The organism is Stappia sp. MMSF_3263 (assembly GCF_030733745.1).
Classification (GTDB): domain Bacteria; phylum Pseudomonadota; class Alphaproteobacteria; order Rhizobiales; family Stappiaceae; genus Stappia.
Genome location: NZ_JASHIK010000008.1, coordinates 23,291 through 37,868, shown reverse-complemented (window position 1 = coordinate 37,868; position 14,578 = coordinate 23,291). Strand labels below are relative to the sequence as shown.

Sequence of the window (14,578 nt, the reverse complement as noted above, 5' to 3'; positions counted from 1 at the left end):
CACGCCACACCACAGTAACGACCGCTATGCGCCTTCATTTCGGCCGTTCATGGTGCTTTAGAAATTCCCTGAAAGCAGACGTTCGCTGCGCACCGCGTTAAGGTTCGGACAGAGCGGGAAGCGGAGGTCGCTGCGCTGTGCACTAAGGTCAGGAAAGCGTGGAAGAAGACGCCTAAATGCTATTTACTAATTCAAGAATTGCTTTTGTTTTCCAAACGATCCCAAGATCCGATTCGGCATTAATGCGTCCGCTGTATATGCCAACTAATTTGGAAACTGGGCCGCCGTAAGCGGCAGAGCTTCCGTCTGCCATCGCAACCATGCCACCAGAACGGTATGCGAGTACAGGCGATCCTGATTGGCCCTGGCGGGAACGGCAATCAATCAACTGGATTGGCAGATTTTCGAAATCCACCATCGGCTCGGATGCGATAAATCCAGTAGCCCACACCGGGAAAAGCCCTCCAGCGGTAATCCCGAATGGGAATCCGATAACACTAATCACCTCAGAAGGGCCAATCGCCATGTCCGGCCCCGAGTTCGCAAGATCATACGGATAAAGTTCGACGTTATCGATTTGTGTTAGTGGTAGAGCTACGAAATCTGCTTTTGCGCCCAGAGCGGGATGTTCGACCCAACAGAATTTTTCATTGTCTGGGTCAGAATACAGTGGTTCAATTCTCGTGTCCCAAGATCCAAGCTGTCCTTTGAGATTGTGAAAGATCACAACTTCATTTGGAACGCCTCCGGTTGGGGACATCGGCTTGTCGTTGTCTTGGCGCCGTCCGGTGACGTTGTGCCTGTTTGTAATCAATAAGGGACCTTTTGCAGAAAGCGATACAAATCCTGTTCCAGTGGAGAGCGGTTGTCCATTGAATCGCATTTGCAGAAGCAAAGATTGGACTGAAGGTTTGGCGATTTGGTTCAACTCGTATCTCCTAATGAACTGACGATCACGAATGGGCTGGCGATGCGGCCGCTTCCGCGTTCCCAAATCAATCCGGTGTGCTCAGTAAATCAATATTAGACCGGCGGGGGAAGTGGTCGAGAGCATCTGGGTCTATGACGGCTCTTCGCTTTAACCGATGCGAATGGTCGGTATGGGCCGAAAGCGCCGGCACGTTCGGAGTGCACCAATGTCTGCTTTGTCGGATGGACATTGGAAAACCTGCCGGTCCGCTTCCGGCCGCGGCTCTGCCGTCCGTGGGGAGCCGAACGATGGCAAATTTCGGGCGGCGACGGAAGCACCCCGAACGGCAATAATTGGTCGGCCGCGGCAAATCAGCGTCCGCCGACATCAGCAATGGGCTAGGGAGGGGACTGTCTGCTATTGACGACTATGAGGGGATCGTTGCTGTGCTATACAAACACTAGATGATTCAGAATTGGGGGGGGCATGCGGCTTCATTCAGTCACGGTCAAGAAATTCAAGCGCATCGACACAATCGAATTGCCTCTCGCGGATCTAAATATACTCGTGGGATCGAATGGGAGCGGAAAATCTTCGATACTACAGGCGCTGCATTTGGCGTCCTGTCTAATGCGTCAAGCAGACCGTATACGGGCGGGTTCGACGGCGATGGTTCGAGTAAGCGACCTCGACTATTTGCCATCTGATGAATATTGGCGATTGGGACACGGTGCGGACTGGGGCAACCGCTCGAACAGCCCCTCATCGAAGGTCTTTTTCAAGTTTCAGAACAACGATGGGGCGGAGGTGACAGCGGAGTTGGAGATGCGCTCGGCACGAAATGCTGGGATATCGGTGCAGGGGGAACTCCCTGAGCCGGTAAGAACGCAGTTTCGCGGCCCTGAGACGTTTTTTAGTGGCTTCATCCCCGGAATATCCGGGATTCCAAACGTTGAGCAAAAGAACTCGAAGCGGGTCGTGCTAAAGGCCTGCTCCTTCGGTGACTCCAACGTATATCTGCGTAACGCCCTTGATCTTCTCTCGCCAGATAACTTAGCTCAGATCGAGACTTGGCTTAATCCCCTCCTAGGGCCGGTCCGGCTGAAGGTGAAGTTTGATGAGAGGACAGATTTCGACATCAACGCTGAGGCTGAGATCGATGGGCGGTTAATGCCACTTGAACTACTCGGCACCGGATACCTCCAGCTTATACAGATATTTTGCTACATTTTGCTGTTCAAGCCAAAGATCCTGCTGATCGACGAGCCCGACATTCATTTGCATCCAAGTGTCCAGGAAAAGCTGGCACAGAGTCTGCTGCAAATTGCAGGCGCGCAAGGCATCAAGATCATCATGACTACGCACTCCCCGTTCATTGTGCGTGGTGCACCGGCGGGTACCAACGTGGTCTGGTTGGCGGATGGCGAAATGAAAACTGAAGACCGGACGATAGTCGAGCTGGCTCTGGGCTGGGGAGCTTTCGGGAAAAAAGTCATTGTGGTTAGTGAGGACGCGACAAACGATCTGCTCAAGAAGCTGATCCGCCAATGGCCGGAACTTGAGCGAGCAGTGACGGTGCTTCCGGGCAGAGGCTACAAACATCTACTAACAAAGGAGGAAGCACAGGAACTCAGATCGTCCCTCGGTGACAAGTTCAAGGTTCTTGTGCACCGAGATCGAGACTCGCTTACCGACGACGAGGTCCTAGAACTGAAAAACTCCTATGCCAATGAAGGCATTCGGCTCTGGATTACCGATCAATCCGACCTTGAAGCCGAATTCTGCGATCCGGAGTTCCTGTCGGCGCTGACCGGTCAGCCAGTACACACTTGCGAGAACTGGCTGACAGAAATTTCAATTCAGCATCAAGTGCCAATAAATGAACAGTTCGCTAGGCAACGCGCAGCTCACAATAACGAACTGCATAGTGCCGGGGGCAGTCCCACGAACGATGAGGTGTGGGCTGCGTTGCAACATCGCCCGCTAAAGGGCGCCAAGGGGAAATTCATCTTCAAGCAATTGAAAAATAAAGTTCCGGGAAATGCGTTCTCAGAGGCAACGATTGAGTCTCTTGTTGCCTATCCCGAGCGTGCAGCGAGCCTGAAGGCGAACCTTGAAGATTTGCTCGCCTAGCATTCCCCCTAAACGCCATCTACCTACACAACAATTGCTGCTGCAGATCAGTCTGAGAGGACGGCTGAAAAAACTCCAACGTCAGCCATTTGGCCTCGTTCAAGACAGATGTCCGGGCCCGGAGGCGAGCAGTATCCCGCTGGACGACCATAGTGGGGTCGGCTGCAGAACGGCAGCCATCTGCATGACTGCTGCCAAGACCTGACAGTCCAGTTTACAGCACCAAACACAACTTTTCGAGATCGGCTTTAGCGAGGACGGCTGCTGGCGCGCAATTGACGCGTCCAAAGAGCAGGATCGCCAGCAGCTATCCAGCAACGGATGCCATGCCGCTCACATCCCGATACCAATCCCGCGCTGCCGGCCAAAGCTCCACTCGATGCCGCCGGTGGTTCGGATATGGGTGCTGATGGTCTGGCCGATCCGCTTTTCCAGCATCGGCTCCCAAGGCACGAGATGGAACCGGAACCCGTCGTCGAGCATGGCGTAGCGGCCGCTGGCGAGATTGACGGCGCCGACGAGCTTGCCGCGTGCTTCGTCGCCGATTTCCACCGTCGTGAACACTCGCTCTCTGGCCTTGGCTATCTCGCGCCCAACGCGGGCGACCTCCTGTCGCTCCAGCGTGCGGCACATGCCACGCGGGACGGTGATGACGCCGCTTGTCGCATCGCGCGTGGCAATGTCCATCTCGATCAGTTTGAAGGCGCGTCTGTCGAGCGCTTGGGTAACCTCCCGGCCGAAGCCGCTGGGCGCAAGCCTGGTCTTGTCGTGTGAGGCAAGCTCGCGGTCGAGCCAGGTGGCGCCGTCGCTGCCGATCTGCGCTTCGAGATCGAAAGCCGAAAGCATGCGTACGGTGAAGTCCTTGCCCCTATTGCGGGTGTCATGGGCGAGGCCACGTTCCGGCAGGTCAGGCGGAACCTTCCAATGGTTCTCGTCGATGCGCTCGACGTGCCCTGCCCGGCGCAGCGCTTCGAGGCGACGAACATGGGACCGGATGAAGGCATCAGGATCACCGCCGATGCGTTTGATCTTGTCGCGCGCCAGCTCCAGGTGGTGGCCTGGCCGGTAGATGCCGTTCTCGTCCGTAGCATCGCGGATGTTGATATCAGCGGATCGTGGCTCGGTCTTCGCCTGGACCGGCTCCAAGGCAACGATGTGGCCGTTGCCGATGTCGTTGAGCTTTGCCGCGTCCGCCGTCTCCAGGTGGTGAACGCGACCATCGACGCCATCGACAATGACATACAGTCGGTCGCTCATCTCGTCACCGGCCAGCCCCTTGGCCAGCACCCGGCCGATGATCGGTTCCCGGATGCTTGCCCCATGCATTTCGTAGCTGCCAGGGGACCGCTCCTCCGCCAGGTCATGGACCGTCAGCGCCCGGTGCATGGTCTTGATGATGTCGTTGCGGATACCGAGGTCTCTCAAAGTCTTCTCGGCCTTGGCGGACAGCGACCATTGTCCGGTGTCGATTTCTCCCGCCAGCCCCATGCGCTCTAGCTTGCGCACCCGGTCGATCAGCAGATAGCGGTTGGCACGGATGGTGTAGCTGTCGCTGGCATTCGGATTGAGATCGATCAGGCCGTGGTCCTGTTGCTCGGAGATCAGCATCCGGTCGAGCCGTGTCAGCCGGTCGGCGTCGAGTTCCCTGGCGAGCTTTTTGACAACCTCCCGCTCGCTCTGCGGCCCGAGCTCCAGCGTCAGCCGTTCCGATGCCCGGTGACGGATGCCATGGGCGATGTAGTCGCCGGCGATGTTGAGGATCTTGCCGTCATCGGTGACGCCGCGCACCAGGATGTGGGTGTGCGGATGGCCGGTGTTGTGGTGATCGATCGCCACCCAGTCGAGCCGCGTGTCGAGGTCATCCTCCATTTGCCGCATCAGGTCCCGGGTGAAGCCACGCAGATCATTGAGCTCGGCAGCATCCTCCGGCGCGACGATGAAGCGGAACTGATGGCGGTCCTCGCGGCCGCGCTCGATGAAGGCCTTGCCGTCGGCCTCGTCCTCAAAGGCGGAATAGACGCGGCCCTTCCCGCCGTCCCTGGTCACGCCGTCGCGTTCGAGATAGCGCAGGTGTGCATCGACCGCCTTGGCGCTGGTGACGAAGCTGCGGCCACCGCGGACGCTGCGCCCTGCATTCAGCTTCACGACACGGGCCTTCACGACGGCACGACGCGAGCGAAAGCGTATCCCGCCTTCATTGCGCTTCCAGCCGCTGCCTTCTTTGGGCAATGCTGCCGCCAGCTTGGAGCCGCGGCCGCGGGCGTTGAACCGGCCGCTCCCCCTTCCGGCCATCCGTCCGATGCGGCGCAGGTCGCCACCCGCCTTGCGCACCGCCACTTCCACCTGGCGGCGGAACGAACTTCCGCCCAATTTGCCGCCGCCACACCGGCTGTGCGGCGATCCCGGCCGGACCCGGAAGATGTCATCGAAATCGTTTGCCATGTGAGCTGACCTGGGCCGACGGTTCCGAGCGTTCAAGGGCGAAAGCCGCGTGGTCGCAAGTGGGCGGACATAAAGGCAAGAAGGGCGCAGCTGCCTGGATTCCGTCTTTCAATGGCACCATATCAAGCCATTGAAACCACAAGGAAATCCGTCTCTCAGGCACCAATCGACCTCCTGACGGCGCCAGAATGATGCAGGCAAGAAGCTCAAAAAGAATGTGCAGACAGTGACTTAACGACCAGCAGGAGTGCGAATGCGAGTTCGCTTTATCTTGCACTCCGCCCTTTCTGCCCCTCCTGCCGGGAATCCAGCCGGGCAAAAACCTGCCTGACTGGACACCGGAATGAGCGCCGCCGAGCGCGGGAACGCCGCTCTCATGGCGTTCCCGAACCGCTCGCGTCGGCGACGAAAATGCTGTCGCCCTGCGACTCCGCATCGACGGGATCGCGCGCCGAAACGGTCGCGCGGCCGTCGCCGGATCGTGCGTCGGACGGCGGCACGGCGACAGCCCGCGCGTCGCCCGGACGCATGACGAACAGCGGTGCCTCTCGCCAATCGGGCGGCGGTGGCGGTGCCGATGACGGCGCTTCGGTTGCAGTCGCGCCGCCGAGATCGGCGCAAGCGCGGCGATATACGCCCGCGTTTCTGCCGGCAGCGTGCGGCCGGTCGCAAGGTATTCGTCATAGCGGCCGGGACCGGCATTGTAGGCCGCCAGTATCGCCGCGACATTACCATAGCGATCGAACATTTCGTCGCGCAGGTAGGCCGTGCCTGCGAGTATGTTGTCGCGTGGCCTGTAGGGATCGAGGCCGATATCCGCGGCATGGCACCCGGGCAGCGGCTCTCTGCCCGGCAGGCCCACACCGCGCCTCTGTCACCGCCTTTGGCGACTGGCTGCACGTGCAACGCCTCCGGGTCTCCGCCAAGTCCCGTCTCGGCGAGAAGCTTGCCTACATCCATCGTCACTGGGACGGTTTGCAAACCTTCCTCGACGACGGCCGTGTCGAGATCGATAGCAACAGTGTCGAGAATTTGATTCGGCCAATTGCCTTGAACAGGAAGAACGCATTGTTCGCCGGGCATGACGAGGGCGGCTGCACCTGGGGCCGCATCGCATCCCTCATCGAGACCGCGAAGATCAACAACGTCGAGCCCTTCGCCTATCTCAAGGCCACCCTCGAGGCCATCGCCGGCCTCCACCAGCAGAGTCGGATCAGTGAACTGCTTCCATGGAACTTCGCTGCAAAGGTGTGACCGGCACACCGCTTACGAGCAGGCGACTCTGTTTTCATTTGTTGGAAAACACATGCACCTCACCGTGTGCGGTCTCGATGGTGAACAGGTCGTCTCCCATCTTGGCGTCACGCGCCATCGCGTCCCAATCGACGTAGTAGCGCAGGGCCTCGGGGATCGTGACGCTTTCGGTGGTCAGCTCCTCCATGTAGTCAGCAAGGCTGGCGAACTGACCATGATAGCAATTCTCCAAGATGGATTCGACTTGCTCCATGTCGGCGTCGAACTGCTCCAGTAAGCCCGCGCCTAACGCGCCATGCTCTGCGATGAAAGCGCCCATACGCGCCACCATGTCGATGCCGGCATATTCGCTGAGCGTGACGCCCTCGAAGCCTTCATAGTCGTGGATGGTATATTCCTTCGCGTGCTCGATAGGAGACCGTGCGAGCATGGCCGTGATCTCGTCCCTGATTTCGCCCACATCCTGATCGGCGTCGATCCAAGCCCCATGCAGATATCCGCTATTGTAGGCGGCAAGGCAGGCGACATAGATGCGGGGGGGGCTGTCGGATAGGTTGACCATGTCTCTGATCCTTGGCTCTGAAGGTCAGCGAAGCGGAACGCCGCGCCTGACCTTCTGGCCGTCGCCGAGACTGGGGTAGCAATGTGCAAGGGCGGCCGGGGTGGAGGGGGATCACCCGGCCTGCACAAGCGAAGTGCGGAAGGCTAGGGATACCGCCCCAGACGGTTCCACTTACCTTGCTGGCGCGAGGGCAAAGCCCTTAGCAACTTCCTTCATATTGGTTAGCTAGGTGCGGAGGGCTGTCGAGACCTTGATGATCCCGCTGAGGATCAAGCCGTCGCCCAAGCAGGGCGAAGCCGAAGCTCGACGCTACCCATCAATGCATTTTTTTGATCACTTTCTGTTCCACTATTGCGTCATAACGACTCTTCGTGCAGAAATTTGCTGCAAGTTGCAGCGGAGGTGGGACAATGGCAGTAATAGCAGAAGATGGCGTGGTTCGCGTTACCGCGTCGCTGAGCCGGGGCCAGGAGGCCGCGCTGAAGGAACTCGCTTCGCGGCATAAGGTGAGCGTCGCTTGGCTGGTGCGCTATGCGGTCGACCAGCTGGTTGAGCAGGGTCGCGAAGCGCAGCTGCCTCTCGATTTTGGTCGACGCAACTGATCATGGCATTGCTTGATCCCCCCGCCACGCCCCTTGACGTCACCGCGGATAGCCCGACGACGTCGCTTACCCGCTCGGCACGGGCCAAGATGCCCGTCATTGATCTGTTCGCTGGCGCTGGTGGCCTCAGCATCGGTGCGACTGATGCTGGCTGCAAGGTCCATGCGTGTGTCGAACTCGATGCCATCGCCTGCAAGACTCTGCGCGCCAACGCCTCCTATCATGACGCCGTACTGGAAGCCGATGTCGCGGCGATTACCGGGCTCGACCTGCGCCATGCTGCTGGGCTTGCGCCGGGCGATCCGCTGATCGTCGTTGGTGGTGCGCCGTGCCAGCCCTTTTCCAAAGCGGCCTATTGGGTCGAGAATGGTGAGGAATCGCGCTATCGCCGCGCCCGTGCCGCCGGCATCGCGATGGAGAGGCCTTCAGCGCCGACTGAGGCGCGCGCCGATTCTCGCCGGACCCTGGTCGAAGAATTTTGGCGGCTGATCTTTGAGTCCAATGCCGACGGATTCGTGTTCGAGAATGTCCCGAGCATCAAGCATCCGCGCAACAAGCCGGTGCTGGACGGCTTCCGCCACGCAGCCGAAGCAGCAGGCTATAATGTAACGCAAGTCACCGCCAATGCGGCGGAATATGGTGTTGCGCAAACCCGTGAGCGCGTGTTCCTGCTCGGCGCAAAGCGCGGCACGCCAGTTGCGCCCGAGGCAAGCCACACACTCAAAAACGAAATGGGCCGCAAGGCAGCGATAACCGCGGGTGAGGCACTGGCAGGGTTTGATCACCCGCAGTATTTCGAGCCGGAGGAGTTGATCGCGGGGCGTTGGGCCGAGCATCTGCGAACCGTTCCACCGGGCTCAAACTACAAGGCGCACACCGCCTGGGCCGGCCATCCCAATCCGACATTTGAAGCCGAAACCCGCTTCTGGAACTTCCTGCTCAAGCTCTCTCCGGATCGCCCGTCTTGGACGATCGCCGCGTCGCCTGGTCCTTGGACCGGGCCGTTCCACTGGGCGAATCGCCGGCTTCGTACGGTCGAGATGGCCGCGCTGCAGGGCTTCCCGGAAGGTTATAATCTGGTTGGCAGCCGACGTGAACGGGTGCGCCAGATGGGCAATGCGGTTCCGCCGCCACTTGCGCGCCGAATGGTTGAAGCGGTGCTTGAAACGGTCGAGAGGTAAAACATTCATGCGTAGTATCAGCTTGTTTAGCGGCTGCGGCGGTCTGGACCTCGGCTTGCACGAGGCTGGGTTCAACACGGTCCTGGCCTCGGATTCAGAAAAGCTCTGCGCCGACACCTGGCGGCGGGCGATGCCGTCGACGCCGTTCCTGGTCGGCCGGATCGGCGCGATCACCCGCGCCGACATTATCGCCACGCTTGGCGGCAAGATTGGCGAGATCGACCTGATTGCAGGCGGTCCACCGTGCCCGCCTTTCTCTAAGAGCCGTTTCTATCGCAAAGACAAGCCGCGCGCGCTTGAGGACCCCAATGGCTGGGAGACGGTCAACGGATATCTGAGCATGCTCGACTGGGTGCGCCCGCGCGCCTTCATTCTCGAGAATGTTAAGGGGCTCGCATACAAGGTCCATGCCGATGCGCTCGAGACGATCATCGAGCGGGCAGAGAAGCTTGGCTATAAGGTCAGCACGGATGTGCTCAACGCCGCCGATTTTGGAGTGCCGCAGATCCGCGAGCGTTGCTTCGTCGTCGGATCGCTCGATGACAAGGTCATGCTGCCCCACCCGACCCATAGCCGCGAACCAACGTCAGGGCTTCTACCCTGGGTGAACACTGGCGAGGTGCTGCACGATCTCGATACCGAGGAAAATGCCTGCGACGAGGGCCATTTCGCCGGTGGTCAGCATCATGATCTGCTGCGTCAGGTGCCGCCGGGCGACAATTACCTCTATTTCACCGAAAAGCGCGGCCATCCCTCACCCCGCTTCAAATGGCGCGGGCGCTACTGGTCGTTCCTGCTCAAGCTAAGCCCGGACATGCCGTCCTGGACGATTCAGGCACGCCGCTCGAACAATATGGGGCCGTTCCATTGGCGCAACCGCATCTTGCGGATCAGCGAGATCAAACGGCTGCAGACTTTTCCGGACGCGTTCGAGTTGGCCGGCACGATCGAGCAGCAATGGCGCCAGATCGGCAATGCAGTGCCACCGATGCTGGCGGCGGCGGTCGGCCGCAGCGTTGCCGAGGCGATCGGCGCAAAGTTGCGTGACGCCGCATGAGGCGCCTGCCTTCGTTCAATGATTTCTCGCCGGGCATCATCGGCGATGTGCGCGAGCCGCTACGCATCCTTGATACGCTGGCGCCGAATTTCCCAGCGATCGTCGCCGAATGGGACCGCGTCTTTTTCAAAAGCGCCGGTAACAAACGCGCCAGCACTAATATCCCGGCGACCTTGACCAGCCTCGGGCTGATGACCCGGACGCCGCCGGGTCTCACCGAGGCGGGCAAGGTGATCCTTGCTGCACCCGACGCGGTCACGGCCGCCCAACTCATGACTCGGCATATCGTCGATACGAGCAACGGCATGGCGATCATCGACGCGGTGCGCTCGCTCAACACGCGCGGAGAGAGGTTGAGCAAGGACAGCCTGAAGCGCGAGCTTGAGATCATCGGGATCGAAGGACTGTCGAACGCGACCACCGACCACACGACGTTGCTCAACTGGATAATCGAGGCCGGACTGTTTGAGCGCAGCGGCAATGCCAATCCGCAGCCCAATGAAGCTGTTATGAAAGCCGTGCTTGGCATTTCGGCGTCGGAACGCTCGAGCTTTGCCGACCTTCCGCTCAACCAGCAGATTTTCCTGCAGGTGCTGCGGCGTGTTGCCGAAAGCAACGGTGGCGGCGAGATTGGGGCCAAGCAGATCATCGATGAGTGTCTTCGCGATCATCGCGCCCGGTTCGACGAGGATCAAATCCGCGCTAAGGTCATCAAACCCTTGGCTGAAGCTGGCTGGCTCGAACTGCCCGCGACGACGAGCAGGGGGCGCGGTGGCAAAAGCGGCCCGATCGCGCCCTCGGCCAAATTGCTTGGCATCCCGATCGAAGCCGTGATGCCCGATTTTGACCAGGTGATCCCGTCAGACCTGCGCGCCAAGATTGATTTGCCCGCCGCCGAGGTCAAACGATTGCTGGCCAGCGATCAGACTTATGAGCGCGGGCTTGGCCTTGAACTGCTCGCGCTCAAGATGATCCTCGACATCGGGCTTGAGCCGCGTGCGTTCCGCCTGCGCAGCCGCGACACGGCCTATGCCGAGGTGGACCTGACCGCCGAAGGCAAGAGCCTGCTCTTTTCGCGCTGGAACTTTCAGTGCAAATGCGTCCGTGGGCGGGTCAGCCTTGGCGATGTTGCCAAGGAAGTCGGCCTCGCCATCTATTCCAAGGCGCATGTCGTGGCGGTGGTGACGACCAGCGACTTCTCTAGTGAGGCGGTCGCCTATGCCCGCGAGATCACGCAGGCGACCCATCTCCAGTTCCTGTTGTTGAATGGTGCGATCGTGCGCAACTATCTCGATAAAGGTGCTGGTGTGCTGCTCGATTATGTCGCCAAAAATTCCGCCAGCGTGATGGCGCAGAAACGCAGCCAACCGATCGCGCCCGATGCGGAAGCTTGAAGGCAGCGGCTCATCGTGTTGTCCCGGCCACTTGATGGTTCTCAGGCCAACTCCATCTCTATTGGCAACGTGCCGCCCGATCTGGCATCTATCCTCATGGGGTGGTGCTCTGATCCCCGTAAACTGGATCGTTCGAAAGTGGGGCTTTCCGCGGTAACATCTCCTGGCTGGGAGGAGCGGAAGCGATGAAGGCATCGAAGTTTTCGGACGCGCAGAAGGCATTCATTCTGAAACATGGGGCGGATGGAATCCCCGTTGCGGAGATCTCTCGTCGGGCTGGGATCAGCTAGGCGACTTACTTCAACTGGAAGAAGAAATACGACGGATTGCTGCGAACCGAGATGAAGCGACTGAAGCAGCTTGAGGACGAGAACGGCAAGCTCCGGAAGCTGGTGGCCGATCTCTCTCTGGACAAGGAGATGCTGCAGGACGTCATTCGCCGAAAACTGTGAGGCCTGGTCGCAAACGCGAACTGATGACGCAGATGTGTGATGAGTGGAACGTGTCGATCCGGCGGGCGTGCCGGGTTCTGGAATTCGACACCTCGACCTATCACTACAAGTCCCGTCGCCGCGATCAGGCCGGCATCGAAGCTCGGATCGAGGAGATCTGCGCGACACGCGTGCGCTACGGCTACCGGTGTGTCCACGTCCTTCTGAAGCGCGAGGGCTGGGACATCAACGTGAAGCGAACCTAACGCATTTACAGGGACTTGGGCTTGCAGCTCAGGAACAAGACGCCGAAGCGGCGCGTGAAGGCGAAGCTCCGTGACGACCGCAAGGAAGCAGTGGGCCCGAACGACGTCTGGGCCATGGACTTCGTCCACGATCAGCTCGCGACGGGCAAGAAGATACGTGTACTGACGGTCGTCGACACATTCTCCCGCTATGTGCCTGTGCTCGATCCCCGGTTCAGCTATCGGGCGGAGGACGTGGTCAGGTCGCTGGAACAGGTCTGTCCGATGATCGGCTATCCGAAGACGATCCGCCGTCGACCAAGGCTCAGAGTTCGTCTCCCGCGACCTCGACGACCTATGGGCCTATGCGAAAGGCGTTATGCTCGACTTCAGCAGGCCGGGAAAGCCGACCGACAACGCATACATCGAAGCCTTCAATGGTCGCTTCAGGGCGGAATGCCTGAACGCCCACTGGTTCGTGACCCTTGCCGACACGCCGCTGAAAAGTCGGAGGATTGGCGCTCGAGCCGCTGTTTGATGGGCCACGAGAGCGAGCATTTATTCAAATGTCTGAACAGGGCTTTGGCTACGGCCAGTTGGTTTTTTGACTCAGCGGGGAGCATCGTCGCATTGATCTCTGCCCAATATCTGCCCGGCAAAACAAGGGAATGGAAAAATTGTTTTTGGCCGTACCTCTATTTAGGGCAGAAACGCGATGAAGCGGACGTGGACGAGCCGAAGGAGTTCTGCAGGATCGCAAGTCGCTGCGGCCGCAACGTGAGAAACTTCTTCACTTCCGTCTGCATCGCGTTGCAACCTTCTGCTGCTGAGCATCAGCCTGAAACCCAGCTGAAATCACAACGTTTTGCGAGTGTCCAGATATCAACGTGGGGGGGGCATGGTGTCTGCTATTCTACATCTTGACTTGCCCTGTGAAAGTTGTTCGAATATCTACGCTGACCTCGATCAACGGTGGAGGTTTGGCTTTCCCTGGCAGATGGTGAGCATTTCTCTGAGAAGTAAAATTTATGGCAATAGATAGAAGTCCGTCTAGTATTTTCTCCGCATGCTTGGATTTTTATGAGAGCAATAGGAATTTCTCTGGAGATTTCAGGGGTGATTCTATGTATTTGGCGCTCAGAAAAAGCTTAGAAAGCTTCCTTTCGGGCTTTTCTATTTTGCATGAGGGGGCATATCAGGGCTGGATTGCTGACGAGAAGCATCCGGGCTATCTAATTCGCGTCGATCCTCCTGCAGTTGTTCGAGCTCCCTATCATATTGTTCCCGCATTTCCGAGTGAGCGAGAGCTGGATGCTATTTGGCTTCTTTCGCGCAAAGTCAGAACGCTCCGCGATTCAATTGTTTGCTTATCTGGTAGTGCTGCAGTAATAAAGTCCAGCGTCACAAATGGTGATTTTGATTTTTGTGAGTATGTTTCTTCTGATCATGCAGATATTTTTAATTCTTTAACCAATAAATTTCGAAATGAAGATGATCTGTACTTTGAGAAGTTGTATTTTGACGGGCGGATTTGGGGGGCGGAAGATGATTTTTCTGATATTGAATGTGCACTAAACGGTATAGATCCGTCGATTTCAAATACCTCCTTTGGAAAAATAGATTTTTTTGGAAAAGTCAAGGGATTTCGTCCGTGTGATGTGTCCAACGTCATGATATTTTGCGACGATGATTGGCGAAGCGCTGCGATGGACAAGACATTCGCGGCGCAAGAAGTCCATATGGTGCCGACGTTGGCGGTTCCGAATGAGCTGGCCGATCCATACGAAATCGGGCGCTACATACACTGGCTCCTAGGGCAGGCTAGAATCTATTTTGAAGATCAGAATTATGTGAAGGCATTGAAGCGCTGCCTGTCTCTTTCGAGGGTGTGTTTTCTCGGTGATTTGTCAGATAAAATCACTAACTTTATTATTAATTCTTGTGATTTTAAGATGCGTGAGATTGAGGAAATTAAAATCATTGTTGAAAGAATCTCTTCCAGTAAATTTGAGAAATCACATCTTTGGAGGGAGGAGTTATTTGACGCGAATAGAGAGTTAAATTTCCATATTTCGAGACTCTCCTCAAGATTAGATGATGTATCAATTTCCATTTTTTCCCAAGGGGTGATCGACGAACTTGTGCGCCACGTCTCCGGCAGAGAGGTGGCTGCGTGACCAAATTTCAAGAAGATTCTGAGTATTTGCATGATTTTCTAAGTTCGCTTTCCATCGAAGACGAGCATCGGCATAGGTTGCAAATCGGTCTCGAGACGCTTGCTCCCGAGAGGGTGGCGTTGGCTCGACGATTTTTAGAAGAGGGTAAAGCGCAAGAAAAAACAAAGAGTGCGCCCCGATTGCGTACTAA

9 protein-coding genes and 3 pseudogenes are annotated in these 14,578 nt (G+C 57.9%); 8 read left to right on the top strand and 4 right to left on the bottom strand.

Going from position 1 to position 14,578, the window contains the following annotated elements; all coding sequences use genetic code 11:
* Positions 1-172: 172 nt before the first annotated feature.
* On the bottom strand, positions 173-928 hold the full coding sequence (locus RBB46_RS10670) for a trypsin-like peptidase domain-containing protein (protein ID WP_306028966.1): 756 nt from the start codon (positions 926-928) through the stop codon (positions 173-175).
* Positions 929-1,396: 468 nt separating this feature from the next.
* Here RBB46_RS10670 and RBB46_RS10665 point away from each other — a divergent pair, with 468 nt between their 5' ends.
* Positions 1,397-3,043 (top strand): ATP-dependent endonuclease, encoded by a 1,647-nt coding sequence (locus tag RBB46_RS10665; RefSeq protein WP_306028965.1) that lies wholly within the window; start codon positions 1,397-1,399, stop codon positions 3,041-3,043.
* Between the two features lie 333 nt (positions 3,044-3,376).
* Here RBB46_RS10665 and RBB46_RS10660 read toward each other — a convergent pair whose 3' ends face one another.
* The gene (locus RBB46_RS10660; protein ID WP_306028964.1) at positions 3,377-5,413 is read right to left on the bottom strand and encodes a DUF3363 domain-containing protein; all 2,037 of its coding nucleotides are present in this window, start codon (positions 5,411-5,413) and stop codon (positions 3,377-3,379) included.
* 446 nt (positions 5,414-5,859) lie between these two features.
* A pseudogene (locus RBB46_RS10655) lies at positions 5,860-6,299 on the bottom strand (lytic transglycosylase domain-containing protein); the annotation flags it as partial.
* Between the two features lie 98 nt (positions 6,300-6,397).
* On the opposite strand from RBB46_RS10655, the pseudogene RBB46_RS10650 reads away from it, so the two are divergent.
* Positions 6,398-6,739 (top strand): annotated as a pseudogene (locus RBB46_RS10650) (transposase); the annotation flags it as partial.
* A gap of 34 nt (positions 6,740-6,773) precedes the next feature.
* On the opposite strand, the gene RBB46_RS10645 reads toward RBB46_RS10650, so the two are convergent.
* Positions 6,774-7,301, bottom strand: coding sequence for an antirestriction protein ArdA (locus RBB46_RS10645; RefSeq protein WP_306028963.1), 528 nt, complete (start codon positions 7,299-7,301; stop codon positions 6,774-6,776).
* A 410-nt stretch (positions 7,302-7,711) separates the two neighbouring features.
* Between RBB46_RS10645 and RBB46_RS10640 the strand changes: the two genes are divergently transcribed.
* The 6 genes and pseudogenes from RBB46_RS10640 to RBB46_RS10615 all read left to right on the top strand — a co-directional run bounded on the left by RBB46_RS10640 (position 7,712) and on the right by RBB46_RS10615 (position 14,388).
* Positions 7,712-7,903: a hypothetical protein gene (locus RBB46_RS10640; protein WP_306028962.1), complete on the top strand. Its 192-nt coding sequence runs from the start codon at positions 7,712-7,714 to the stop codon at positions 7,901-7,903.
* A gap of 2 nt (positions 7,904-7,905) precedes the next feature.
* Positions 7,906-9,084, top strand: a complete 1,179-nt coding sequence (locus tag RBB46_RS10635; protein WP_306028961.1) for a DNA cytosine methyltransferase — start codon at positions 7,906-7,908, stop codon at positions 9,082-9,084.
* A gap of 7 nt (positions 9,085-9,091) precedes the next feature.
* A complete protein-coding gene (locus tag RBB46_RS10630) occupies positions 9,092-10,141 on the top strand; it encodes a DNA cytosine methyltransferase (protein ID WP_306028960.1) in 1,050 nt (349 codons plus the stop codon).
* Positions 10,138-11,535, top strand: a complete 1,398-nt coding sequence (locus RBB46_RS10625; protein ID WP_306028959.1) for a restriction endonuclease — start codon at positions 10,138-10,140, stop codon at positions 11,533-11,535. The genes RBB46_RS10630 and RBB46_RS10625 overlap by 4 nt, the downstream gene beginning before the upstream one ends.
* Before the next feature lie 185 nt (positions 11,536-11,720).
* Positions 11,721-12,733, top strand: a pseudogene (locus RBB46_RS10620) (IS3 family transposase); the annotation flags it as partial.
* 602 nt (positions 12,734-13,335) lie between these two features.
* The gene (locus RBB46_RS10615; RefSeq protein WP_306028958.1) at positions 13,336-14,388 is read left to right on the top strand and encodes a hypothetical protein; all 1,053 of its coding nucleotides are present in this window, start codon (positions 13,336-13,338) and stop codon (positions 14,386-14,388) included.
* Positions 14,389-14,578 lie beyond the last annotated feature (190 nt).